The sequence below is a fragment of the Streptomyces sp. LN549 genome (assembly GCF_043203805.1).
Taxonomy (GTDB): domain Bacteria; phylum Actinomycetota; class Actinomycetes; order Streptomycetales; family Streptomycetaceae; genus Streptomyces.
On sequence record NZ_JAZHRI010000002.1, the window covers coordinates 168,862 to 190,939 of the forward strand.

At 69.7% G+C, this 22,078-nt stretch carries 23 protein-coding genes; 10 read left to right on the plus strand and 13 right to left on the minus strand.

Going from position 1 to position 22,078, the window contains the following annotated elements:
• Nucleotides 1–57 precede the first annotated feature (57 nt).
• The 3 genes from SH922_RS00820 to SH922_RS00830 all read left to right on the plus strand — a co-directional run bounded on the left by SH922_RS00820 (nt 58) and on the right by SH922_RS00830 (nt 4,157).
• On the plus strand, nt 58–1,674 hold the full coding sequence (locus SH922_RS00820; protein WP_393053329.1) for a phosphodiester glycosidase family protein: 1,617 nt from the start codon (nt 58–60) through the stop codon (nt 1,672–1,674).
• A 55-nt stretch (nt 1,675–1,729) separates the two neighbouring features.
• Complete coding sequence (locus SH922_RS00825; protein WP_393053332.1) at nt 1,730–2,755, plus strand: alpha/beta hydrolase; 1,026 nt, start codon at nt 1,730–1,732, stop codon at nt 2,753–2,755.
• Nucleotides 2,756–2,951: 196 nt separating this feature from the next.
• Nucleotides 2,952–4,157, plus strand: coding sequence for an MFS transporter (locus SH922_RS00830; RefSeq protein WP_393063428.1), 1,206 nt, complete (start codon nt 2,952–2,954; stop codon nt 4,155–4,157).
• Between the two features lie 69 nt (nt 4,158–4,226).
• Here SH922_RS00830 and SH922_RS00835 read toward each other — a convergent pair whose 3' ends face one another.
• Together SH922_RS00835 and SH922_RS00840 are read right to left on the minus strand one after the other, a co-directional pair.
• Nucleotides 4,227–5,768 carry an MFS transporter gene (locus SH922_RS00835; RefSeq protein ID WP_393053335.1) on the minus strand — a complete coding sequence of 514 codons (1,542 nt, stop codon included), beginning with the start codon at nt 5,766–5,768 and terminating at the stop codon, nt 4,227–4,229.
• Nucleotides 5,769–5,892: 124 nt separating this feature from the next.
• Nucleotides 5,893–6,060 carry a hypothetical protein gene (locus SH922_RS00840; protein ID WP_393053337.1) on the minus strand — a complete coding sequence of 56 codons (168 nt, stop codon included), beginning with the start codon at nt 6,058–6,060 and terminating at the stop codon, nt 5,893–5,895.
• 115 nt (nt 6,061–6,175) lie between these two features.
• On the opposite strand from SH922_RS00840, the gene SH922_RS00845 reads away from it, so the two are divergent.
• Together SH922_RS00845 and thpR are read left to right on the plus strand one after the other, a co-directional pair.
• The gene (locus SH922_RS00845) at nt 6,176–6,766 is read left to right on the plus strand and encodes a TetR/AcrR family transcriptional regulator (protein WP_393053340.1); all 591 of its coding nucleotides are present in this window, start codon (nt 6,176–6,178) and stop codon (nt 6,764–6,766) included.
• 146 nt (nt 6,767–6,912) lie between these two features.
• The gene (thpR, locus tag SH922_RS00850) at nt 6,913–7,581 is read left to right on the plus strand and encodes an RNA 2',3'-cyclic phosphodiesterase (RefSeq protein WP_393053343.1); all 669 of its coding nucleotides are present in this window, start codon (nt 6,913–6,915) and stop codon (nt 7,579–7,581) included.
• 98 nt (nt 7,582–7,679) lie between these two features.
• Here the strand turns inward: thpR and SH922_RS00855 are convergent, their stop codons facing one another.
• A complete protein-coding gene (locus tag SH922_RS00855) occupies nt 7,680–8,051 on the minus strand; it encodes a hypothetical protein (protein WP_393053346.1) in 372 nt (123 codons plus the stop codon).
• Nucleotides 8,052–8,533: 482 nt separating this feature from the next.
• Between SH922_RS00855 and SH922_RS00860 the strand changes: the two genes are divergently transcribed.
• Both SH922_RS00860 and SH922_RS00865 read left to right on the plus strand, forming a co-directional pair.
• Nucleotides 8,534–9,700: an alanine--tRNA ligase-related protein gene (locus tag SH922_RS00860; RefSeq protein ID WP_393053349.1), complete on the plus strand. Its 1,167-nt coding sequence runs from the start codon at nt 8,534–8,536 to the stop codon at nt 9,698–9,700.
• A 275-nt stretch (nt 9,701–9,975) separates the two neighbouring features.
• Nucleotides 9,976–11,412, plus strand: coding sequence for a VWA domain-containing protein (locus tag SH922_RS00865; RefSeq protein WP_393053352.1), 1,437 nt, complete (start codon nt 9,976–9,978; stop codon nt 11,410–11,412).
• 107 nt (nt 11,413–11,519) lie between these two features.
• On the opposite strand, the gene SH922_RS00870 is transcribed toward SH922_RS00865, so the two are convergent.
• The 3 genes from SH922_RS00870 to SH922_RS00880 all read right to left on the minus strand — a co-directional run bounded on the left by SH922_RS00870 (nt 11,520) and on the right by SH922_RS00880 (nt 14,401).
• Entirely contained in the window at nt 11,520–12,815 is a 1,296-nt protein-coding gene (locus SH922_RS00870) for a right-handed parallel beta-helix repeat-containing protein (protein WP_393053355.1), read from the minus strand.
• 774 nt (nt 12,816–13,589) lie between these two features.
• A complete protein-coding gene (locus tag SH922_RS00875; RefSeq protein WP_393053358.1) occupies nt 13,590–13,958 on the minus strand; it encodes an ArsR/SmtB family transcription factor in 369 nt (122 codons plus the stop codon).
• A complete protein-coding gene (locus SH922_RS00880; protein ID WP_393053360.1) occupies nt 13,955–14,401 on the minus strand; it encodes an SRPBCC domain-containing protein in 447 nt (148 codons plus the stop codon). The genes SH922_RS00875 and SH922_RS00880 overlap by 4 nt, the downstream gene beginning before the upstream one ends.
• 153 nt (nt 14,402–14,554) lie before the next feature.
• On the opposite strand from SH922_RS00880, the gene SH922_RS00885 reads away from it, so the two are divergent.
• Genes SH922_RS00885 through SH922_RS00895 form a run of 3 tightly spaced genes read left to right on the plus strand, consistent with a single transcriptional unit; the run spans nt 14,555 to nt 16,436 of the window.
• Nucleotides 14,555–15,340 carry a DeoR/GlpR family DNA-binding transcription regulator gene (locus SH922_RS00885; RefSeq protein WP_393053363.1) on the plus strand — a complete coding sequence of 262 codons (786 nt, stop codon included), beginning with the start codon at nt 14,555–14,557 and terminating at the stop codon, nt 15,338–15,340.
• 41 nt (nt 15,341–15,381) lie between these two features.
• A complete protein-coding gene (locus tag SH922_RS00890) occupies nt 15,382–15,759 on the plus strand; it encodes a DUF4406 domain-containing protein (protein WP_393053366.1) in 378 nt (125 codons plus the stop codon).
• Complete coding sequence (locus SH922_RS00895) at nt 15,756–16,436, plus strand: NUDIX domain-containing protein (protein WP_393053369.1); 681 nt, start codon at nt 15,756–15,758, stop codon at nt 16,434–16,436. The genes SH922_RS00890 and SH922_RS00895 overlap by 4 nt, the downstream gene beginning before the upstream one ends.
• Nucleotides 16,437–16,514: 78 nt before the next feature.
• On the opposite strand, the gene SH922_RS00900 is transcribed toward SH922_RS00895, so the two are convergent.
• From SH922_RS00900 to SH922_RS00930, 7 genes are all read right to left on the minus strand, one after another.
• Nucleotides 16,515–17,132 (minus strand): TOPRIM nucleotidyl transferase/hydrolase domain-containing protein, encoded by a 618-nt coding sequence (locus SH922_RS00900; protein WP_393053372.1) that lies wholly within the window; start codon nt 17,130–17,132, stop codon nt 16,515–16,517.
• A gap of 298 nt (nt 17,133–17,430) precedes the next feature.
• Nucleotides 17,431–18,030, minus strand: a complete 600-nt coding sequence (locus SH922_RS00905; RefSeq protein ID WP_393053373.1) for a dihydrofolate reductase family protein — start codon at nt 18,028–18,030, stop codon at nt 17,431–17,433.
• Nucleotides 18,027–18,887 (minus strand): metalloregulator ArsR/SmtB family transcription factor, encoded by an 861-nt coding sequence (locus SH922_RS00910; protein ID WP_393053376.1) that lies wholly within the window; start codon nt 18,885–18,887, stop codon nt 18,027–18,029. Before SH922_RS00910 ends, SH922_RS00905 begins: the two co-directional genes overlap by 4 nt.
• Before the next feature lie 267 nt (nt 18,888–19,154).
• Nucleotides 19,155–20,171, minus strand: coding sequence for a zinc-binding dehydrogenase (locus SH922_RS00915; protein ID WP_393053379.1), 1,017 nt, complete (start codon nt 20,169–20,171; stop codon nt 19,155–19,157).
• Nucleotides 20,172–20,217: 46 nt separating this feature from the next.
• Nucleotides 20,218–20,583, minus strand: a complete 366-nt coding sequence (locus SH922_RS00920; protein ID WP_393053381.1) for a MerR family transcriptional regulator — start codon at nt 20,581–20,583, stop codon at nt 20,218–20,220.
• 8 nt (nt 20,584–20,591) lie between these two features.
• Nucleotides 20,592–21,482 (minus strand): gamma subclass chorismate mutase AroQ, encoded by an 891-nt coding sequence (gene aroQ / locus SH922_RS00925; protein ID WP_393053383.1) that lies wholly within the window; start codon nt 21,480–21,482, stop codon nt 20,592–20,594.
• 167 nt (nt 21,483–21,649) lie between these two features.
• Nucleotides 21,650–22,063, minus strand: coding sequence for an SRPBCC family protein (locus SH922_RS00930; RefSeq protein WP_393053386.1), 414 nt, complete (start codon nt 22,061–22,063; stop codon nt 21,650–21,652).
• Between the last annotated feature and the right edge of the window lie 15 nt (nt 22,064–22,078).

A 22,078-nucleotide genomic window follows, 5' to 3' on the forward strand; every position in this document is an offset into this window, starting at 1 on the left:
GACTGATGGGTGCCTGTGCACGCACCTTTGCTGGGCGGATCTTTCCCAGGGGGGTACATGAACAGCAAGGTCCTCGGCGCGTCCACGGTCCTGGCCTTGTTGGCCCTGGTGGGGGCCTTGCCGGCACCGGCCTCATCCGCGCCGCGCCCCGGGCCGACGCGAGCCCTGCCGCTGGGTGCCACCGGATTGACCGAGACCCGAAGTACGCGGACGCTGCAGCCCGGTGTCACGCTCACACGCATCGTGCGCGGCGCCGACGCCCCGGCGCTTGCGTGGACGGTCGAGGTCTCCATCCCAGGCGGTGCCACCTCGCCGGACCCCGATGCGCCGCCGACTGCGCTGAAAGACCGGGCGAGCGCCGACGAGCTCACTGCCGCCGTGCAGGGAAAGGGCTTCGACGCCCGGGCGGAGCACGTCACGACTCCGGCTGTCGCCGACTACGCCGGCGGATCACTTGGGTGGCGGGTCCGGGTCGGACGGTTCGACTCGCAGTCGGCCGCGTCGGCCGAACTCACGCGGCTGAAAAAGGCCGGGTACGCCGGATCCGCCGTGTACACCGGATGGGACGGCAACCCCGCAGACCGCGGCCCGTGGCGGATCGACGTGCTCACCATCGACCCGGGCCGGTTCCGCGGCGGGCTCAAGGCGTCGTACGGTCCCGATCTGGAGAACCGCGAGAAGACCAGCGAACTGGCGGCCGCGGCCGGCGCGACCGCAGGGATCAACGCCGGGTTCTTCGTCCTCGACCCGAAAGCCGGAGCGCCGGGTGATCCGGCCGGCGTCGGCGTCTACGACGGCCGGCTGCTGAGCGAGCCGGTCAACGGGCGCCCCGGCCTGGTGATACGCGACGACGGCCGGCACAGCGGTGTCGCCCGGCTCACCTGGAAGGGGCGAGTCGTCGGCCGGGACGCGTCGCAGCCGCTGGACGGGATCGACCGTGTTCCGGGCTTGATCAGGAACTGCGGTGGCACCGACGACGACACTCCGACCTCCCTCCCCCTGCACGACGTGACCTGCACCGACGGCGACGAGCTCGTTGCCTTCACTCCTCAATACGGCAGTCAGACGCCGCATGGCGACGGCCTCGAGGCCGTACTGGACGCCCGCGGCCGAGTGCTGGAGATCCGCTCACCGCGCGGCGGACCGCTGCCGGCCGGCGGCAGTTCCGTGCAGGCGACCGGCAGCCACGTCGCCGAGCTGACCGCTCTGGCAGGGGTCGGCCGACCCCTGCGCGTCGAGATGACGTTGCAGGACGGCCACGGCCACCAGGTCTCCCCGTCACCGGCGACCAGCATCCTCAACGGGGGCCCCGAACTGGTCCGCGACGGAAGGCTGCACGTCACGCCTGCGACCGACGGGATGGTGCAGCCCGGCAACGCCAGCTTCTACTACGGCTGGGTACACAAGCGCAATCCCCGCACGCTGGCCGGGGTGGACGCCGCCGGCAGGACCGTACTGGTGACGGCCGACGGGCGCAGCACGGACGCGCTCGGGCTGAGCATCCCCGAGAGCGCCGCCGTCGCCCGGGCACTCGGCCTGCGCGACGCGGTCAATCTCGACGGAGGCGGGTCGACCACCATGGTGATCGACGGAGAAGTGATCAACGACCCGTCCGACGCAGCCGGTGAACGCCCCGTCGGGGACGCGCTGCTGATCCTGCCCGACCCGCACTGACCAGGTCGAGCCCGTGAAGGCCCGAGCCCGCGTTCACTCACTGCCAGAAGTCGCCATGAGCGCCGTCCCGATCCGACGAGCCCGCCTCCTGCTCGTCGTTGCCGCACTACTGCTCACACTGGTGTCGACCCCGGCGGCTCCTGCCGCCGCCTCGGCGGTGTCACCGGCCGCGGAAGCGAGCGGGATCGCCTCGTCCCAGGGGGCCGAGGTCGTCGCACTCACCCAGGTCGCCGACCGGCAGGTCGACCTGTCGGTCCGTTCACCGGCCCTCGGCGGCCGGACGGTGAACGTGCGCCTGCTCACGCCCGATGGCTGGGACCCGGGTGACCGGAGCCGGCACTGGCCCACTCTGTGGCTGCTGCACGGCTGCTGCGGGGACTACACGTCATGGACCGGTCAGACCGACGTCGCGCGGACCGAGAGTCTGCGCGATGTCCTCGTGGTCATGCCCGAGGCCGGCTGGAACGGCTGGTACAGCGACTGGTGGAACTACGGCCAGGGCGGTGCCCCGGCATGGGAGACCTTCCACACCAAGGAGTTGCGTCTCCTCCTCGAACACGGCTGGGGAGCGAGCAGTAATCGCGTCGTGGCGGGGCTTTCGATGGGAGGCCAGGGCGCTCTGCTGTACGCCGCCAGGCACCCAGGGATGTTCAAGGCGGCAGCAGCGTACTCGGGCTCCGTGCACCCGCTGCTCAACGACGAGTCGGTGAACCGCATCCTGGGGTTCTTCGCCGGTCAGGGCAACGACCCGCTGAGGGTCTGGGGCGACCCTGTGGCGCAACGCGATGTCTGGGCAGCCCACGACCCGTTCCACCTGGCCAAGCGCCTCAAGTCGATCCCCGTGTACCTGTCCTGCGGTGACGGCACCACCGGCCCCCTGGACCCGCCCGGCGCCACGAGCGCGCTCGAAGCGGACTTCAACAGGCAGAACCAGGCCCTTGCGGACGAGCTCGAACGCAGTGGCGCACAGCAGGTGACCACCCACTTCTACGGACCCGGAACCCACGGCTGGGCGTACTGGCAGCGTGAGTTGCACTCCTCACTGCCGATGCTGCTCCACGCCTTGCGAGCCGGCCGCTGAACGGCCGGCCCGGCGAGGTCGTCCGTCCTGCCGTCCCGCTCAAACAGATATGAATGACCGCCGGGACACGTACGCGGGGGCCTGTGCCCGCAGCCGCTCCCCGCAGCCACTCCCCGCTACCAGCCACGACTCGCCCCGGCAGCACCTCGCGCCAAGCACCATCCGTGCGGGGGCCGATCGTAGGGTGACGTGGGTGATCGTTCGTGAGGGTGCGGTGAGAACAGGCGGCGGGCGGCGGCCCGGCTATCTGGCGGCGGCTGTGGTGTTCGCCATCGGGATGGCCGGAACTACATTGCCCACTCCCCTGTACGGGCTCTATCAGCGGCAGATCGGCTTCTCCGAGCTGATGGTGACCGTCGTGTTCGCCGCCTATGCCCTGTCGGTGATCACCGTACTGATGCTGGTGGGCAACTACTCCGACAAGGTCGGCCGCAAACCCGTAATCCTGTGCGCCATGGCGCTTTCGGCAGCGAGCGCGGGATGCTTCCTGCTGGAGAGCGGGCTGCCGCTGCTCTTCGCCGGCCGCCTCCTGTCCGGCGGCGCGGCCGGCCTGCTGAGCGGCGCGGCGACGGCGGCGGTCCTGGAGCTCGCCCGTCCCGGGCAGAGGGCGCGGGCCGGGTTCGCCGCCACGGCCGCGAACATGGGAGGGCTGGGCTGCGGGCCGCTGCTCTCCGGCTTCCTCGCCGAGTACTCGCCGTGGCCGCTGATGCTGCCCTTCTGGGTTCACCTGGGCCTGGTGACCGTGGCGTGCGGGATCACCTGGTGTCTGCCGGAGACCGTGCCCCGGCCTCAGCGCTGGCCGCGTCCGGCACCGCAGGGCGTAGCGGTGCCGGACGAGGTGAAGGGTGTGTTCGTACGCGCTTCCCTGGCTGCGTTCGCCGGCTTCGCGCTGCTCGGACTGTTCACCGCGGTCGCGCCGAGCTTCGCTACGCAGACGCTGGGCGTGGACAACCTGGCCGTCACCGGAGCCGTCGTGTTCTCCGTCTTTCTGGCCTCGACTGCCGGGCAGTCGCTGACGCAGCGGATCGGTGCGCGCCTTGCGCTGCCCGTAGGGTGCGGTGCACTCGTCGCCGGCCTGCTGCTGGTGGCGTCGTCGCTGATCGCGGAATCCCTGCCGCTGCTCGTCCTCGGCGCTCTGTGCGGGGGCACGGGCCAGGGTCTGTCCTTTCGCGCGGCACTCACTCTGGTCAGCGACGTCGCTCCGGCCACGCACCGGGGCGGCACCATTTCGGCCTTCTTCGTCGTGGCGTACACCGGGATCTCGGTGCCCGTGGTCGGGGTCGGGGCCATGGCCACGTGGCTCGGGCTGCGCGAGGCCGGGCTGATCTTTACGGGCTGCGTCATTCTGCTGGCGGGCTGCGCGGGCACCTATGCGGCTCTCAAGCCGCCGCCGCAGACATAGCCGGAAGGCCGCGGTCAGCAAGCTGACCGCGGCCTTCCGGCGGTTGACTCCGCGGAATCGTCCGGCGGTTCAGTGTGTGGCGACCGGGATCTTCACCTCGTCCTGGCTTCCGTCCGTGGTGCGTGACGTGGCTGCGGGTCCGCCCTGGTGACCGGCGTTGATCATGGTCAGCGCGATGCCGGCGGCGAGGACCAGGATGCCGACGGCCCACCAGGTGGCGCTGGAGTAGCCGTCCACCATGGCCCGTGCCTGGACCAGTTTCCGTGCGGCCGGAGTGGCCGCATCCGCGGCGTGCGCGGCGAGGTAGGCCGTCGTGGCCGAGGCGGCGATGGTGTTCAGGAGCGCTGTACCGATGGCACCGCCCACCTGCTGCGAGGTGTTGACCATCGCGGAGGCGACACCGGCGTCACGCGGCTCGACGCCATGGGTGGCGAGCGACATCGCGGGCATGAACGCCGTACCCATGCCGAGGCCGAGCAGCAGCAGCCCGGGCAGCACCAGGCCGGCATACGAGCTGCCGATGTCCATCTGGGTCAGGAACAGCATGCCGGCCGCGGCAGTCAGGAAGCCCGGACCCATGAGCAGTCGCGGGGGAATCCTGGTCATCAGCCGGGCGCCGATCTGGGTGGAGCCCGTGATCATTCCGGCGACCATCGGCAGGAAGGCCAGTCCCGTCCTGATCGGCGAGTAGCCCTGGACGATCTGCAGGTAGTAGGTGAGGAAGAGGAAGGTGCCGAACATCGCGATGACCGCGAGACCGAGCGAAAGGTAGACACCGCCACGGTTCCGGTTGGCCGGTACGCGCAGCGGCAGCAGCGGCGCCTTGACCCTGGCCTCCGTGGCCAGGAACGCGCCGAGCAGCACCGCGGAGGCGACGAACGTGCCGATCGTCAGCGAGTCCGACCAGCCGGCCGACTCGGCGCGGGTGAAGCCGTAGACCAGGGCGACCAGACCGAGGCTGGAGAGCACGACGCCGGGGAGGTCGAGCGGCGAGCGGTTGCGGCCACCGGCCGGCTCACGGATCACGAAGTACGCGCCCAGGGCCGCGACGATCGCGAAGGGAACGTTGACGAAGAAGGTCCAGCGCCAGTTCAGGTACTCGGTCAGGGTGCCGCCGAGGATGAAGCCCACAGCACCGCCGCCACCGGCGATCGCACCGTAGATGCCGAACGCCTTGGCACGCTCCCTGGCCTCGGTGAACGTCACCGCGAGCAGCGAGAGCGCGGCAGGTGCGAGCAGCGCGCCGAAAGCTCCCTGCAGCGCACGGGCTCCGAGCATCATGGCCTCGCCCTGGGCGGCGCCGCCGAGCACGGAGGCGGTGGCGAAGCCGGTCAGGCCGACGAGGAAGGCCCGCTTGCGGCCCCAGAGGTCGGCGATACGGCCGCCGAAGAGCAGGAGACCGCCGAAGGCCAGGGCGTAGGCGGTGATGACCCACTGCCGGTTGCCGTCCGAGATCCCCAGGTCCTGCTGGGCGGAAGGCAGCGCGATGTTCACGATGGTCGCGTCGAGCACGACCATCAGCTGCGCCAGGGCTATGAAGATCAGCGCTCTCCAGCGCTTCGGGTCGGGGCCGGTGTCGACTTTCCCGGCGGACAGAACTGTTTCGGACATGGGGGTACTCACTTCGGGACTCAATTCGGAACTCAAGACGGGTGAACGGCGCCGCGCTGCGCCGTTTCCATGGATCGGGGCCGGTCCTCCGGAGCTGCGTCCGCAGGCTCCGGGTGGTGCGGGGTCAGGCCATGCCGTGGCTGACGGCGGGGCGTCGACGTCGTGCGGTCACGGTGAGTGCGGCCGGGCAGGCCATGCCGAGGGTGCCGATGCCGGTCACCGGGGCGAGGGTGGCGCCGAGGCGGCAGGGGCCGGCCTTGATGCCGGCCCGGCCCGGCGTGCGGTACCGCATGGCTCTCCTCCAACCGTGGGCTGCTGGTCACGGGTCCGGCTAGAATGAAACCGGAACACCGTTCAGCAATCACAATACGGAACATCGTTCCGGAGCGCAAAAGGGAAGACACTCCATGCCTGATCGCCCCGCCGAGGAGCCGGTTGCCCGCCGCGTGCGGCCCGATGTCCAACGCAACCTCGACGCCCTGCTGACCGCGGCCGCCGAGGTCTTCGCGTCGGACGGCGTGGACGCCCCTGTGCGGCGGATCACGGCAAAGGCCGGAGTGGGAGCGGGGACCCTCTACCGCCACTTCCCGCAACGCTCCGACCTCATCACCGCCGTCTTCCGCCACGAAGTCGACGCCTGCGCCGAGGCGGCCCCGGCCCTGGCGGAGCAGTACGAGCCGGTCGAGGCCCTCACCCGGTGGCTGCAGCGCTTCGCTCGGTTCGTCGCGGCCAAACGTGGTCTCAAGGCAGCCCTGCACTCCGGCGACCCCGCTTACGAAAGCCTGCCCGCCTACTTCCAGCAGCGCTTCCTCCCCGTCGTGACGGAGCTGCTGGACAGTGCCACCGCATCCGGCGGGATCCGCGCCGACATCCCCCCGTACGATCTGCTGCGCGGGGTCAGCGATCTCGTCTCACCGGACGACCAGGGTTACACCCAGCGCATGATCACCCTGCTCGTCAACGGCCTTCATTACCGCACGGATGCGCCTTCCTCCTGACTTCGGGCGGCAAGCGCGTCGAACCGGACCCGCTGGATGACCGGCAGCCGTCCGGCAGTTCGTGCCCCACGGCCCGGTGCGACGCCTCCTTGCCCGCCTTCCCCCGCCATTGCGCCAAGCAGCCTGGATCCGGTACGGAGTCCGATGTGAACGACCCGGCACAGCCCGCGACCATTCGCGTGTTCATCGCCCTCGCCCCGCCCGACCCGGCAAAGGAAGAGCTGGCCCGGGAACTCCGCCCCGCCTACGGCACACACCCGGACATGCGGTGGAACCGCATCGAGGACTGGCACATCACCCTTGCGTTCCTCGGCGAGCTGCCGGCCGCAGCGGTTCCCCTCCTGCGCCCGCCCCTCGCCGGCCTCGCAGCGGCACATCAGCCACCTCGCCTGGCGCTGCGGGGCAGCGGGGACTTCGACGACCGAGTGCTCTGGACCGGAATCGACGGGGACCTGGACGAGTTGCACCGGCTCGCCACCGACGTGCGTACCGCGGTCAGGGGCTGCGGGATCGCGTTCGAGGAGCGGCCCCTGCGACCGCATCTGACACTGGCCCGTGCCCGCCGCGGCGATCGGTCCTCGGCAGGGGAAATCGCGGCGGGGCTCGCCGGATTCACCGGCCGTCGATGGGCTGCCGAGCGTCTGCACCTGGTCGGCAGCAACGCCGGTCGGAGCCGTGGGCCGATCCGCTATCGCGACATCACGGCGTGGCCCCTCGGCTCCGGGGACTCCGGGGACGGGTCCTCGACGCCTCGGTCGGCTGCGGGCCGGTGCTGTTCGGCGGGCCCGCCCGCCGGCACCTCCCATGACGGATGATCACTGATCCGCCCCGGGACACTGACCCACCTGCCAGGCTGATGTGAACCAGCGGCCGGGCACCTTCACGTTCTCCGCCGAGAGAACGGCCCGGCTCGTCAGCGAGCCTCCCCGCCCCCGCGGAACTCATGGACCACCTGGATCTCGCCGACGATGTGAGCGTTGAAGTCGTCCAGTTCCTCGGCCGGAACCCAGAGTTCGAGGATCGTGCGGCCGCCGGCCTGCTGGATGGGATACCGGCTCAAGAACTCCGACTCGACTTCGAAACGAGTGACAAATCCGGCGCCGTCGTGCTTCACGTTCCAGTCCCGCGCGATCCTGACCGCATAGTCCTCGTTGAGGACCGGGTAGAAGATCGGCTGCTCGGGCAGCCGGGGCGGCCAGGCACGCCAGTTCAGTTCCCGGACCAGATCCAGCTCCTTGGGTCCGGTGGGGCGCCAAAGGGTCGTCGTTGCTTGCCTGCTGGTCATCTGCGTCGCTCTCTGAACGTAGCCGCTGTCACGCGGGGTGGGAGACCGGACCATACCGGGACGGCAGACTCTGCGGCCACGCGCTTTTCCCCATCCCGGCCGTCTCCGCAACCAGCGGCTTCCGGACACCCCTGATCCCGGAGTCCGGGCCCGTGCGAGTACTCCTGCCGGGTCCTTGGCCGACGAGCCGGTACCGAACGGCGGACCGAGCCGGTGCAGAACGGCGCTGCGTGTCATCGGGGCCAAATTCATGTGCCGCGGTTCGCCGGCGACGATACAGTCGTTGGCATGAACGTCACCGGCCCAAACACCACCGCGACCGCGCGAGCGACCAGCTCGCCGGTTGCCGCCGTCTGACCTTCCCTCCCCCGGCGACCGGAAACGGTCCGTCGGTAGTGCCGTGGAGCCTCTCGCCCCGGCCGGACGACTGAACGGTCCCGTTCTCCGGTGCCTCCCCCGCTGTAACGCGAAGGAGCCATCCCATGAATACGGAACAACTGGTCAGCACGTTCGTCGAGTACTTCCACGAGCGCGGCCATCGCCGGATCGTCGGATCGACGCTGCTGCCGCCACCGGGCGACCCCGTCCTGTTCACCACCTCCGGGATGCACCCGCTCACCCCGTACCTGGAAGGCATCCCCCATCCGCTGGGCAGGCGGCTGGTCAACGTTCAGCGCTGCCTGCGCACCACGGATCTGGAGGAGGTCGGCGACGCCACTCACCTGACGGTCTTCGAGATGCTCGGCACCTGGTCACTGGGCGACTACGGAGGCCCGCTCAGTCTCGACTGGGGGTACGGCCTGCTCACCGACGGTCTGGGTGTCGATCCCGGCCTGCTGCACGCCACCGTCTACGCCGGTGACGGTCAGTGCGAGCCGGACCATGACTCCCTTGAGCTGTGGCAGGACCGCGGCGTCCCCGTCGAGCTCACCGTCGAGGACAACTGGTGGTCCAACGGTCCTGTCGGACCGTGTGGTCCCGACTCGGAGATCTTCCTGTGGAGCGGTGACTGCCCGCCCGAGTCGACACCCACACAGGACGACCGCTGGGTGGAGGTGTGGAACCACGTCATGATGAGGCACCGCCGGCTCGACGACGGCTCCCTCGTGCCTCTTCCCCAGCGCAACGTCGACACCGGACTCGGCCTGGAGCGGCTGGCCTCCCTGCTCCAGGGCAAGTCGTCCGTGTTCGAGTGCGACGTCTTCGATCCCTGGCGCCGACTGGTTCCGCTCCTGTGGCATCTGGACGAACCGTCCCTGCGTCTGGTCTGCGACCATCTGCGCTCAGCCGTCGTGGTGCTGGGCGACGGTGTGCGCCCGGCCAACACCGGACGGGGCTACGTACTGCGCCGCCTGCTACGACGGGTCCTCACCGTGCTGTGGCGGGAGGACCCCTCGTACAGCCTCGGCGACCTGCCGGACGACCTGATCCAGCACACCCTGGACCACTTCCGGCAGAACATGTCACCGGCCGGCGTACGCCATGTGGTGCATGACGAGGAGCAACGGTTCGATCGCCTCATGGAGCGCGGTCGGCAGGTGCTCGCCCGCCCCCGGTTCCGAGGCCGGCTCACCGAGGAGGACCTCCACTACCTTCACGACACCCACGGGCTGCCACGCGACCTGATCACGAGCCTGCGGCCCGGATGAGACGCACGGTGCCGGCCCGGTCGGTACTCCCGACCGGGCCAGGGCCAGGGCCGCGGGGTCCAGGAGCCGTCCACGCTGCTCGCCCGTGCAATCACCCAAGTCGTCACGCCTGGAAACGTTTACGGTGGCGGGGTCGCACCACGCTGAGCCATGTCGCCGGACTGCCGTCGCCGAGCGGCTCGCAGCCACTTCACGCCTCACCGGCAGCGCACAACGGCATCGGGATCTGACGGGCCGAGCGCCGTCGGCCCATGAGGTCCCGGGCTTCAGGGGCCATGCGCACCGGCGGCAGGCAGACTGTGCTTGTGACGAATCTGAGCAAGGGCGCCAACATGGCGGTGACGGCATCCACCATCAGAGCTGTCCTGGGCTGGTCCCCCGGGACCGGCGCGCCGGATGTGGACGCTTCCGCGCTGCTGCTGACCAGCAGCGGACGAGTCCGTTCCGACGGCGACTTCGTCTTCTACAACCAGCCGCAGCATGCATCCGGCGCCGTGCGTCACCTGGGCAAGCAGTCCGGATCCGACTCGTTGGACGTCGATCTCAACACGCTGGGACGGGACATCGAACGGGTCGCCCTGTGCGCTTCGGTCGACAGTGGGACCTTCGGGCAAGTGCCCGGGCTTCATCTTCGGCTGTTCGATGCCGCGTCCGGTGCCGAGTTGGCCCGCTTCGACATGGAAGCCGGCCCGGAGACCGCGTATGTGAGCGGTGAGCTCTACCGACGCGACGGCTCATGGAAGTTCCGGGCTGTCGGCCAGGGGTATGCGGACGGGCTGGCCGGGCTGGCAACGGACTTCGGCATCAGCGTCGACGCGGAGCAGCCTTCGGCTGCTCCCCCGCCCGTCCCGGACCGGGTGTCGCCGCACCCCGCTCCCGCCCCGTCCACAGTCCGGCCCACCTCTGCCGTCGGCTCCGCGGCCGGCCGGGACGAGCCCTCGATCCGGCTCACGAAGGGCGAGGAGAACCTGCCGGTCGACATGCGCAAGCGCCTGTCGCTGCGCAAACAACAGATCGCGGTCAGCCTGACCAAGCACGGTCTGGCCAAGCTGACCGCGCGGGTCATCCTCGTCCTCGACGCGTCCGGATCGATGAGCGGCCTCTACACACGCGGCACCGTGGCGGGCGTAACCGAGCGGATGGCGGCCGTCGCGGCACAGCTCGACGACGACGGGGAGATGCAGGCCTGGACGTTCGCCAGCAACCCAGCCCGGTTGCCCGACCTGGTGGTCGGTGAACTGCCCGAATGGCTGGCCCTGCACGTGCGTGTGGGACAGGTCAGCCTCTTCGGCCGCAAGAAGCCGCCGAAGGGGCTCCGCCCCGGGCAGGTCGACATGCGAGCGGTCGGGATCCAGAACGAGGAGCAGAAGGTCATCGCCGAAGTGCGCGCGTTCGTGCGCGACCATCCGGTGCCCGACCCGACCCTGGTCCTGTTCTTCTCGGACGGAGGTGTGTACCGCAATGACGAGATCGAGCGGGAGCTGCGTGCCGCGGTGGAGGAGCCGGTGTTCTGGCAGTTCATCGGACTCGGCCGGTCGCAGTACGGCGTGCTGGAACGCTTCGACACCCTGCCCGGCCGCCGGGTCGACAACGTCGGCTTCTTCGCCGCGGACGACATCGAGAAGGTCCCTGACGCGGAGCTGTACGACCGGCTCCTGTCGGAGTTCCCGTCCTGGCTGACGGCTGCCCGGCAGCTCGGCATCCTGCGCTGAACGCGCGCCGCCGGTGGCCGGCGCACGTGCGGGTCGTCCGTCCCGCACGTGCGTTCTCCGGCCCCGGGGCACCCGTCCCTGAGCGGGCGTCACCGACCGTCGGTCGGCTACGGCGTCACCACGGTGCCGCCGAACGTCACGACGAGGCGGCCGTCCGCGGCGAACGACCAGCCCAGGGCGCCGTCGTACGAGGAGCACCGGGAACCGTTCGAACCCGTCCAGAACTGGTTCGAACTGTCGGCGTCACCGACCGTCTTGTCGTTCGACCCGCTGCCGCTGCGGCAGGAGGTGTTGTTCCGGTACACGGAAGTGCCCTTGTCGAAGGAGAAGTTGCGTTCCTCGTTGTCTATGCCGACGTTGTCGGACACCGTCATCGAGCCGGGGTTGCTGTTGTACGTGAATCCGTGATGGCCGTTGCCGTAGGCGATGTTACGGCGCACGATGTGGTCGACCTCGATGTCGTCGCCGCCGAGCTTGAAGCCGTTGCGGTCTCCGTCGGCGTTCACGGTCCCGTCCGAGAGCGTGCCATTGCTGTAGGAGAGGGAGTCCTCGATGGTCACCGGGCCGATGGGGCCCGTTTCGTTCTTGGTGTAGAGGTCCCAGCCGTCGTCGATGTTGTTGTGGGACACGGTGTAGCGGAAGACGTTTCCGGGGCCGGAGGTGAGCTTGGAGGCGAAGCCGTCGGCGTCCTCGCCGTCGGAGTCGGCGTTGTCGTGCGACTCCGAACTCAGGATCAGGTTGTCGGCGGGCCACTCGTCGTCCGGAGTGGTCGAGGCGATCCGTGAGATCTGCAGCCCCGAGTCATGGTTGAAGCGCGTCACGACGCGTTCGATGACGTTGTTGCTGCCCCCTACGAAGATCCCGTTGTCGCCGGCGTGCTCGACGGTGATCCCGTTGATGTGCCAGAAGGTCCCGTTCACGGCGAGTCCCCGGTTGGCCGGGTCCTCGCTCATCTCCGAGAAGTTCAGCACCGGGGCCTCGCCCGGGTAGGCGGCCAGGGTCGTGCGGGCACTCGCCGTGCCGTCGTTGCCCGGCGGAATGGTGACCGTCTGTGCGTAGTGGTACGTCCCGCCGCGCAGGTAGACCGTCCCGCCGGAGGTGACGCGGCTGATCGCGGAGGCCAGCGTCGTGGGGTCCGCCTCCGTACCGGCTGCGTCGTCGGTGCCGTCGGGTGCCACGTAGAGGGCAGTGGCGTCCAGCGGCACGGAGGCGACCGCCGCCTCGCTGCCGAAGGCGCTGCCGCCGGACAGGCAGGACTCACCGCCCGCGACGGAACTGGCGCAAACGGCCGGCGATCCTCCTGCCCGGTGCAGGGTGGGCGCGGCCTGAGCGGTCGTGCCTGACACGGCGGCAAGCGAGCCGGCCAGCAGGCTGACACACGCGAAGACGGGTTTGATCTGCATCGTTCGACTCCAGGTGGGGTTGGTTCGTTCGACGAGTTCGTTCGACGGGACGCAGCGAGGTCACGCGGCTCGGTCCGCCTCTGGGTGGGGCGGCGGATCGGGCAACTGTGCTGCGTTGATGACGATTTCGATACGGCGCGACCGCGGCCGTATCAGGAGGGAAGCAGGACGCTCCTCTTCTGACACGGCCTCAGTCGTGACGACGTGTCTGTTCGAGTCCATGAACGGGTCGCACGAAGAGGGACTCCACGCGCCCCGCACAAGCGCTTTCTACGGACGATAGACTCAAGACATGTTCACGTCAATGACATATATATGAAATGAGAACACACACATGAACACCCACTGCCATGCGTGCATGCGGGCGTCCATGCGCGTGATTGCCCAGCAGCGCAGGTCACCGAGACTGCCGGGCTCGGGTCGGCCAGGCAGACGCCACGGGTGCCGACGGACGGCTTGTGCGCCTTCCCCACCCACCCGCGGGGCGGGTCGTTCTCCACCGAGCACCCCGGCCCGGTCCGCGCGTACCGGTCAACGCCACCTGCCGTCAACGCCACCCGCCGTTCGGCCGCTTCAACGACTGGCGCTCCAGGACCTGCCGCGATGGCCGCTGCCGACCCTTGTCAGCCATCGTCGCCTGCGGCACGGGACGCCCACGACAGGGAGGGCCGCCACGTCGAAAGGCGTCGTGGGCGCCGCGAAGTGCCGCCGTCCTGTCCGTGTTCGGCTCGTCCGTTGCCTTTCGGCAGCGTCGGACCGGGCATGCATTCCGCTTCAGCCGGGGCGCGTTGTACGCGCGTCCCCCTCCGGCCCCTCGGCAACGCGTTTGATGTGCGCCAGCCGCCGGTCCCAGTCGGCCGCGAGGGAGGCCATCCACCGCGCCGTCGCGTCGAGTGCCGCGGGCCGTACCGCGTACCGCACCTCGCGTCCGACCCGGGTGCCGGAGACCAACTCGGCGGCGTCCAGGACGGCAAGGTGCTTGACCACCGCCTGTCGCGAGACGGGAAGCTGCTCGGCGAGCGTCGTCGCGGTGGCCTCGCCCCGCGAGGCGAGCAGATCCAGCAACTGCCGTCGCGTCGGGTCGGCGAGCGCGCCGAGGACGGTGCCGACGGCCTCGGCTGCGCCTGGCTGTTCCTCCGTCACGCGGAGGGCTGTTCGGCGCGCACCTTGAGCGCGTCGAGCTCCAGGGGCCAGCCCCCGCTGTGGTCCTTGAGGTTCTGACTGCGCAGTTCCTCGGATCCCGCCAGCGCCGCGAACCCGCTCTCGACGACGCGCAGCCGCGTCCGGTCGCCTTCCTGGGTCAACGTGAACTCCACGAGGGTGCTGTTGTCCTCGCGCAGGTCTTCTCCCGGGAACGCGCTGGTCCAGCGGTACGCCAGGTACGTCGGCGGCTGGACCTTCTCCACACGCACCGGGAAGTCCCCGTGCTCGGCATGCTTCGCCACCATTGATTCGCCTTCCCTCGCCACGGTGCCGGGCAGGCTCGCCTTGTCGGCCACCCAGAAACCGGGTTGGGCCACCAGCGACCAGACCCGCTCCAGGGATGCCTCGATCAAGGTTTCGCGTTCGATCCGGTCCTCGCTCATGAAATGACTCCGCTTCATCGCTGCCATTGACTTGCAACTCCAGAGTTGCACGATGCGACACTTAGCGCAACCCGTGAGTTGCACGACAGCTCGCAGCACCGCAGTTCGCTCATCTGTTTGTTCATTTGAACGCATCAATGGTAGAAAGTTGTCATGAGTGTCGCCAACCGTTTGGACCTGACCCTGCGACTGGTGCAGGGCTCCGCCCGGGTCTCCGTATCGGAGCTCTCCCAGCGCCTGGGCGTGTCGGAGATGACCGTGCGCAGGGACCTGGACGCCCTGGAGAGTCAGGGGCTGGTGCGGCGCGTTCACGGCGGAGCCGTGGCTACGCGCTCCCGGGCCGAGGACGCCGGATTCTCGGCACGAGAACCGTGGCAGGCCGCCACCAAGGACCGACTGGGCGGCGCTGTGGCCGCGTTGGTGGAGCCGGGATCACGGGTGCTGCTGGATGCGGGGACCACGACGGTGCACGTTGCCGAGCACCTGGCGACCCGGGCCCCGCTGACAGTCGCCGTGCTGAGTCTTCAGGCCGCGGTGTGCCTGGCCGACCGGCCCGGGATCGATCTCCTGGTCGTGGGTGGGCGCTCCCGGCCCGGTGAGCGGTCCTTCGTCGGTCCACTGGCGCTGCGCACGCTGGAGTCCCTGGCTTTCGACTGCTTCGTCATGTCCATCGGCGGTGTGCACGCCGAGCACGGCTGGTCGGAGTTCTCCCTGGACGACGCCGCCGTCAAGCAGGCCGGGCTCGCCCGGGCCGACCGCACCATCGCGGTGGCGGACGCGACCAAACTCGGCGTGCGGGCCTTCAGCCGGGTGGCCCCCCTCGACGCCGTGCACTGCTTCGTCACCGACCGGGCCGCCGGCAGCGCCGGCACACACCCCAGCGGTCCGCAGACCCTGGACGCCCTGCGTGAAGCAGGTGTCGAGACCGTCCTGGCCTGAACCCCGCCGCCATCCCACCCCCCATTGAGGAGTGTGCCGTCATGGCCACCGATCCCCGTTCACTGATGATTCTCGTCGCCGGCCCCTACCGATCGGGCACCGGCGACGACCCGCACAAGCTGGAGGCCAACGTCCGCGCGATGAACGAGTCGGCCCTCCGCCTCTTCCGCGCCGGGCACCTGCCCGTCACCGGCGAGGCCCTCGCCCTGCCGCTCCTGAACACCGCGGGAAGCACCCGGCCGGGCGACCCGCTGTTCGACGAGATATTCCACCCGGTCGCCGAGCAGTTGCTCTCCCGGTGTGACGCTGTTCTGCGGATCGGCGGCCCGTCCGAGGGAGCGGACCGCATGGTCGCCCAGGCCTGCGCCCTGGGCAAACCCGTCTACAGCGACCCCGCCCACGTACCGGACGCCCGATGACCGCCGGCGTCGACACCCCCGACCGCCGTGGCCGCACCGGACTGGACCGGCACGGCCTCGACTTGACCGGCAACCCCCGCGTGCGGATCGGCAATGTGGAGGTGCTCTCCTGCGACTGGTACGTCCTGCGCAAGACCACCTTCGACTACGAGCACACCGACGGGCACGTCAGCCGGGAGCAGCGGGAGACGTACGACCGCGGCGACGGAGCGACCATCCTGCTCCACAACGCGGACCACCGCACCGTGCTGCTCACCCGTCAGTTCCGCCTGCCCGCCTACGTCAATGGACACGCCGACGGCATGCTCCTGGAGACCGCGGCCGGGCTTCTCGACGGTGACAGCCCGCACGCGGCGATCCGCCGCGAAGCCGCCGAGGAGACCGGACACGTGATCGGCACGCCCGAGCACGTCTTTGCCGTCTACATGAGCCCGGGTTCCGTCACCGAGCGCCTGCACTTCTACGCCGCCCCGTACAACCCGGCGGACAATCCGGCCGGGTCGACCGGAGTGGCGGCCGAGGGCGAGGACATCACCACCGTCGAGCTCCCGTTCGACGAGGCACTGGCCATGGTGCGCAACGGCGCGATCGTGGACGCGAAGACCATCATGCTGCTCCAATGGGCCGCCCTCGACGGCCCGTTCCGACAGCCCGGCCCGCTCCCCCATCACAACTGACCGGGCGTCCGGCACCGGCCCATGGCCGGCAGGCATCCGAAGGGCGGCGGTCGCCACGGGGCCGACGATGCCCGGCAGTCAGAGGCCGGCGAGCAGGCCGTCGAGCGGGGCGGGGACGCGGCCGGGATCGAGGGCCTCGACGAGGACACGACCGTATTGGATCTTGCGCCCCTTCTTCGTGCCGAGGAACCGCCGCAACTGCTGCGGTGCCGTACGGCCCTGCTGGGCGGGCTGGCGCTGGAAGGTCTGCAGGGCCCGCAGGTCGCCCTCGGCCTCGATGAGCGCCTCCACCCGTGTCACGCCCAGTGCGCGGATGAGCTCTTCCTCCAGATCCGCCGCGCATACGAAGAACCGCTGCCCTGCCGCACCAGCCCGCTCCAAGCCGCGGATGTAATAGGGGCGTTCCGCTTCGTCGCACAGTCCCGTGAGACGAAGACCGAGGCCGGGTGGACCGAGGAGGGCGGCGAAGCGCGCGACGCTCATCGCGCCGCCCATCGGCAGGACGCAGACTCCTTCGGCCGGCAGGTTCCGGCCGCGGCTCGCCGCCAGGGCATTGACGGCTGCGGCATCGCTCGGTCCTTCCAGCAGGACGACGGTGCGTACGGACAACTGCGCGGCCAGTTCGCGCGCGGAGTCACCGGAGCCACCAGCCGCCCACGCGGTGACAGCCTCCTGGAACAACCCCATGTCAGCCACGGGACGAGTCTCCGCCATTTCCGGCCACGGCGGTAGGGGATTTCCGCCGACGTCGCCCACGGCATCGGCGGATCGGTGTCGGTAGCGGCGACAGTGCCGTGGACGACGTCGGCGCCACCACCGAAGCAGGCAGGCCGACCAGGGCCATGCGGATGCCGGCGGTCGCGAGGACGCTGGAGACGTCGACGGATACGCAGGCCATGGCTCGGCCGACGGCGAGTGCCGTCTCGCCATCGGGGGAGCAGGATCCTGAAGAACAGCCGCAGGCGTTCGACCATACGCTCGCCCGTCAGCCGGCTCAGCGAACCCGGTCGTAGACCATGGCCATCTCCCCCAGCTTTCCGGTCTCCTGGTGCGTGAGCGTCCATACCGAAGCCGGCAGACCGTCGTCGAACAGTCGCTGCCCGCCACCAGCGATCTCGGGAAAGATCATGAGGTAGAGCCGGTCGATCAGGTCGGCCGAGAGGAGGGCCTTGATGACGCTCGCGCTGCTGTTGACGAGGATGTCTCCCTCGCCGGTGGTCTTGAGTTCGGCGACGACGTCCGCGGCGGGTGCATTCACCAGACGGGTGCGTTCCCAGGGCGCTTCGGTCAACGTGGTCGAGAAGACCACCTTCTCGGCACCCACCAGCCACTTCGCGTATCCGCGGTCACGCGGATCGGCGCTCTCGTCCTCGGCCACCGAGGGCCAGTACCCCAGGAAACCCTCGGCGTTGATCCGGCCGAGCATCGCCGTCGTCGCGCCTTCCCAGATGCGGGTCAGGTGGCCTCGCGCGACCTCGGTGGTCACGTACGGAGCGAACATGCCAAAATCGCTGGGCCCGCCGGGGCCGTTGTAGCGCCCGTCCAGGGTGAGACTCAGGTTCGCGGTCACCTTGCGGCCGGTCGAGCTGGTCATCCCGTGCTCCTTGTGTCGATGTCGCTGATGTCTCCGTCGTGCGGTTCCGCAGCAAGGTTCGCCGCGAGCTTGTCGAGGCTCTGGCCGAAGCCGATCTCGATGCCCGCGACGAAGTCCGCGGAGCCGACCGTGCTGTCGGTGATCCGCCAGTGGACGTCGAGGTCCGTGCCGCCATCGGTGGGCCGCAGATCCATCTCCACGTGGGCGGTGAAGGCAAGGCTGCCGTCGGGCAGCAGCGGAGAGAGCCGATAGGCGAGGCGTTCGCCGGGGCGCACATCGTCGACGACTCCCTCCGCACGCCCGGCGATCACGTCGGAGCCGTCGGTGTCCTCGGCGTCGCGGTACTCCTGGACGACCCGTCCACCCGGTCGCGCCTCGAAGATGATCTCGGAGACGCGCAGGTCGTCGGGGGTCCACCAGCGCGCGAGAAGCGAGGCGTCGGTCACGTGGCGCCAGGCGAGCCCGGGGTGCCCCTTCAGCGAACGACGGAACCGGAACGAGCGGCCGTCGGCCCACCCCGAGTCGTCCGCGGCCAGCCGCTCCGCGCGGACGCTGAGCCCGTACCGGTCGTAGGTCGCGCGCGGGCCGCCGGCCTGTTCCGCGATGTCGGCGAGCGTGCCCAGCGCTGCCGCGAGGTCCCGAAGCGGGCCGGGGCGCAGTGCGTAGATGCGGCGCTGGCCGGTGCGCTGGGAGGTGACGACGCCGGCGCGCTCAAGGGTCTGCAGATGTTTGGTCGTCTGCGGCTGGCGCGCCTCGGCGAGCTGGGCGAGGACGCCGACCGAGCGGGGTCGCTCGGCCAGCAGGCCCACGAGCCGCCAGCGGGCCGGGTCGGCCAGTGCAGTGAGGAGTGCGTCCATGGCGCAAGCATTCCCCATGGCGAATATTCCTGTCAAGGAATATATTGGATCGGGCGAACCGCACCGGGGCCGATCCCTCTCCTTTGCCGGTCGACAGCCTTCCAACGACCGACGCGGTTCATGAGGCCAGGCCGGAGACCAGGCGTTGGCTGCGCCTGTGGGCAGTCGCCATGCCGGCGGTCGCGATCGGGCGGTCCCGGCAACGTTTCACGAGGCGCAGTCGCCTCTCTGGGGACAGCGGTGCACTGCGGTGAGTCACAGGCACTCCTAGCGCCAGGGATCGAGCGCGTGCTTGCCGCGGGTCTGGCCGGCTTCGAGTTGCCGCAGCACTGACGCCCCCTCGATCAGGGGGTGAACCTGAGGGGTCCCGGGCGGGTACACGCCGTGTGCGATCAGTGCCTCGATCTCGACGAGCAACGACCGGTAGAGGGAGGGCGCTGCGACCGCCAGCGCACCGATGTGCAGGCCCTTGAGCTGGACCTGGTGGGTGAAGACCAGGTCGTGCGTGGTCACAGTGGCGTCGCCGGAAGCCGCACCGAACACGACGACGCGTCCGGTGAAGGGTTTGGTGACCGACAGGCTGGCCTCGAAGGTGGCCTGTCCCACCGATTCCAGGACCAGGTCGACCCCGCCCGTCAGGCGGCTGATCTCCGCGGCCAGATCGGGGCGTGTGCTGTCCAGGACTTCGTCGGCGCCGAGCGCTTCGACGGTGTCGTGCTTGGCCGGTGACGCCGTGGCGATCACGCGTGCACCGTAGTGGCGGGCGAGGCGGACGGCGGCCTGCCCCACACCTCCGGCCGCGGCATGAACGAGCACCACCTCACCCGTCTTGATCTCGCCCAACGGCTTCAGTGCCGCCAGGGCGGTGGCCCAGTTCAGCACCAGGCCGAGGGCTTCGGCGTCGCTCCAGCCGGAAGGCACGGTGAGTACACCAGCGGCCGGCATCGTCATGTACTGCGCGAAGGCGCCCGGTCCGGTTCCGACGACGTGAGTGCCGAGCGGAAGCGGGCTCTCGACGTCCGGGCCGACGCCCACGATCTCGCCGGCGGCTTCGAAGCCCGCCACATAGGGCGCCTGCGGGCCTCCCTCGTACGTGCCATGGGTCTGCATGACGTCAGCGAAGTTGACCCCGGCGGCGCCCACACGGATCAGGTACTCACCGGGTCCCGGGGCGAGACGGCGCGGGCCGGTCGTGAGGGTCAGGTCCTTCGGCCCTCGGTGCGACTGCTGGACCAGTACCCGTGTCGTCCGACCGGCGCTTTTCTGCTGCTCGTTGATCTCCATGCACGAAACGTAGGAGTCTCACACTTGCGTCAAGGTCAAGTGGCGGTCAGAGGCCGGCGCGACGAGCCTCCCGCAGGTAGGCGTCGAGTGCCGCTTGCTGATCGCTGAGAATCGCGATACGCGCAGCGAGGCGGTCGCGATGGCGCTGCACCTCGTGCAGGAACTCCGCCTGCACCACATCCGTGCCGCCATCAGATGCGTCGGTGAGGCCCGGCAGAGCTTCCCTGATCAACCGCACGGGCAGCCCGGACTCCAGCAGCGAGCGTATGACGAGCACGCGGTCGACAGTGGACTGGCAGTAGTCGCGGAACCCATTGCTGAAACGACCGGGGACGATCAAGCCCTCATCTTCGTAGTGCCGCAACGATCGCGCGCTCACGCCGCTGACTCTGGAGGCTTCGCTGATCTTCATACCTGGAGTCAACGTCCAGGCGTGCCGCTGTCTTCCAGCAATCGTCGCGACGCAGACCAGACTTGATCAGACGTCGACAACCTCGTGTCCCGCAACAGCTGGGCCCGCCCGGCCTGGACCCGAGCGATGTCAATGCGCCTCGGCCTGCAAGCCCGGCCGGACGCGGCGGTCGTCCTCACCGAGCCGGAACCTGGTGCGGTACCCCATACAGGCCGCCGACAGACCGAACCTCGGCAACGTTCACACCCGAGGAAGCCACCAAGGTTCGATGTGCACTCGGCCGACAGGGCAGGCCTGCAGACGGATCGCAGTGCGTATGTCAGCGCCGTCGCGTGGAGGCGATCGAGGTGGCGGTGGTGCCGTACGCTCCCCTCGGCGGCAGTCAGGGTGCCATCGCAGGAAGCGGCCGTCCGTGGGGAGACCGAGTCAGCGATCGCGCGCACCAGTTCGCCGTTGACCCGGTTGATCTCTTCGCGCACCTCCGCGAGGTCCGGCCGAAACGCCGGCGCCCCGGAGGGATCGGCGTCCCAGCGACTGCGCATCGCGCGCTGCACCCGCTTGTTCGCCTCGATCTGCTCCCGGAAGATCCGTACGGCCTCCTCCGGTTCGCCCCCGGCCCCGCGCGCCTGCCTTGCCACCGCGTCGAGGACCTCCCGCTCACGGTCCGGATCCTCGACGGGGCTGCCCGTCCCCCACTTGGCGGCGACGACGAGAGCCGCAGTGGCAAGTCGCCGGGCCGAAAGCTCGGCGAGCAGGTGGAGCCGGTCGAATCCGCTCCGGCTCGCTCCGGCAGCGGGGGCCACCGGCAACGGGGCAGGAGCCGCATTCGAGCCTGCGAGGAAGATGGCGGCGACAGCGCCGGCGGTCAGCAGGCGCACGAGGTGCCCGGTCGGCTGCATGCAGCGATCGTACGGTCACTGTATGCTGCCCCCGATGCCACACGCGGAGTCGGCGGGTCCTGTTCCGCAGAGCGGTTCCTGCTGAAGCAGGAGCGCACCGGGGCCGGTCCGCCCCGCATTCCGCACCGGCCGACCGTCCGACTCCCTTGGCTGCGCCCGGCGTTCGGTCAGGCGTCGAGCGTCCCGGCCAGAGCTGCGAGACCGTCCCGGTAGATGCCCTCGAACAGAGCGGTCGCCTCGCTCTCGCTCGTGCCGGCCGGAGTGAACGTGCCCGACCATTCCACCCGGGCTCCTTCCGGCCCCAGGTCGATGACCCGCAGCGTGGAGAGATAGCCGGTGACGGGAAGCGGCGCCTGCGCGATGGAGTACCGATACGTGCGGGCGGCCTCGTCAAAGGCTTCGAGACGTTCGACGATGACGCCGCCATCGGCGTTCGTCAGCGTGCGCAGCCGTCCGCCGCCGCTGAGCCGGCTGTTTGTGATGTACGGCAGCCAGTCGGGAAGGGAGCCGAAGCCCCCGATGAGCTGCCAGATCCGTCCGGCGGAATGAGGAATGTCGAGAGTGACGGCGAGGGAAGCCATGATGCCTCCTTGCGG

Bases quoted from the DNA above. Each gene is read 5' to 3' on its own strand.
- SH922_RS00845 (WP_393053340.1), top strand. From the start codon at position 6,176: ATGCCTGATCGCCCCGCCGAGGAGCCGGTTGCCCGCCGCGTGCGGCCC.
- SH922_RS00915 (WP_393053379.1), bottom strand. From the start codon at position 20,171: ATGGAGATCAACGAGCAGCAGAAAAGCGCCGGTCGGACGACACGGGTA.
- SH922_RS00885 (WP_393053363.1), top strand. From the start codon at position 14,555: ATGAGTGTCGCCAACCGTTTGGACCTGACCCTGCGACTGGTGCAGGGC.
- SH922_RS00860 (WP_393053349.1), top strand. From the start codon at position 8,534: ATGAATACGGAACAACTGGTCAGCACGTTCGTCGAGTACTTCCACGAG.
- SH922_RS00870 (WP_393053355.1), bottom strand. From the start codon at position 12,815: ATGCAGATCAAACCCGTCTTCGCGTGTGTCAGCCTGCTGGCCGGCTCG.
- SH922_RS00920 (WP_393053381.1), bottom strand. From the start codon at position 20,583: ATGAAGATCAGCGAAGCCTCCAGAGTCAGCGGCGTGAGCGCGCGATCG.
- SH922_RS00910 (WP_393053376.1), bottom strand. From the start codon at position 18,887: ATGGACGCACTCCTCACTGCACTGGCCGACCCGGCCCGCTGGCGGCTC.
- SH922_RS00930 (WP_393053386.1), bottom strand. From the start codon at position 22,063: ATGGCTTCCCTCGCCGTCACTCTCGACATTCCTCATTCCGCCGGACGG.
- SH922_RS00835 (WP_393053335.1), bottom strand. From the start codon at position 5,768: ATGTCCGAAACAGTTCTGTCCGCCGGGAAAGTCGACACCGGCCCCGAC.
- aroQ (WP_393053383.1), bottom strand. From the start codon at position 21,482: ATGCAGCCGACCGGGCACCTCGTGCGCCTGCTGACCGCCGGCGCTGTC.
- SH922_RS00825 (WP_393053332.1), top strand. From the start codon at position 1,730: ATGAGCGCCGTCCCGATCCGACGAGCCCGCCTCCTGCTCGTCGTTGCC.
- SH922_RS00890 (WP_393053366.1), top strand. From the start codon at position 15,382: ATGGCCACCGATCCCCGTTCACTGATGATTCTCGTCGCCGGCCCCTAC.
- SH922_RS00905 (WP_393053373.1), bottom strand. From the start codon at position 18,030: ATGACCAGCTCGACCGGCCGCAAGGTGACCGCGAACCTGAGTCTCACC.
- SH922_RS00880 (WP_393053360.1), bottom strand. From the start codon at position 14,401: ATGAGCGAGGACCGGATCGAACGCGAAACCTTGATCGAGGCATCCCTG.
- SH922_RS00895 (WP_393053369.1), top strand. From the start codon at position 15,756: ATGACCGCCGGCGTCGACACCCCCGACCGCCGTGGCCGCACCGGACTG.
- SH922_RS00855 (WP_393053346.1), bottom strand. From the start codon at position 8,051: ATGACCAGCAGGCAAGCAACGACGACCCTTTGGCGCCCCACCGGACCC.
- SH922_RS00820 (WP_393053329.1), top strand. From the start codon at position 58: ATGAACAGCAAGGTCCTCGGCGCGTCCACGGTCCTGGCCTTGTTGGCC.
- SH922_RS00865 (WP_393053352.1), top strand. From the start codon at position 9,976: ATGCGCACCGGCGGCAGGCAGACTGTGCTTGTGACGAATCTGAGCAAG.
- SH922_RS00840 (WP_393053337.1), bottom strand. From the start codon at position 6,060: ATGCGGTACCGCACGCCGGGCCGGGCCGGCATCAAGGCCGGCCCCTGC.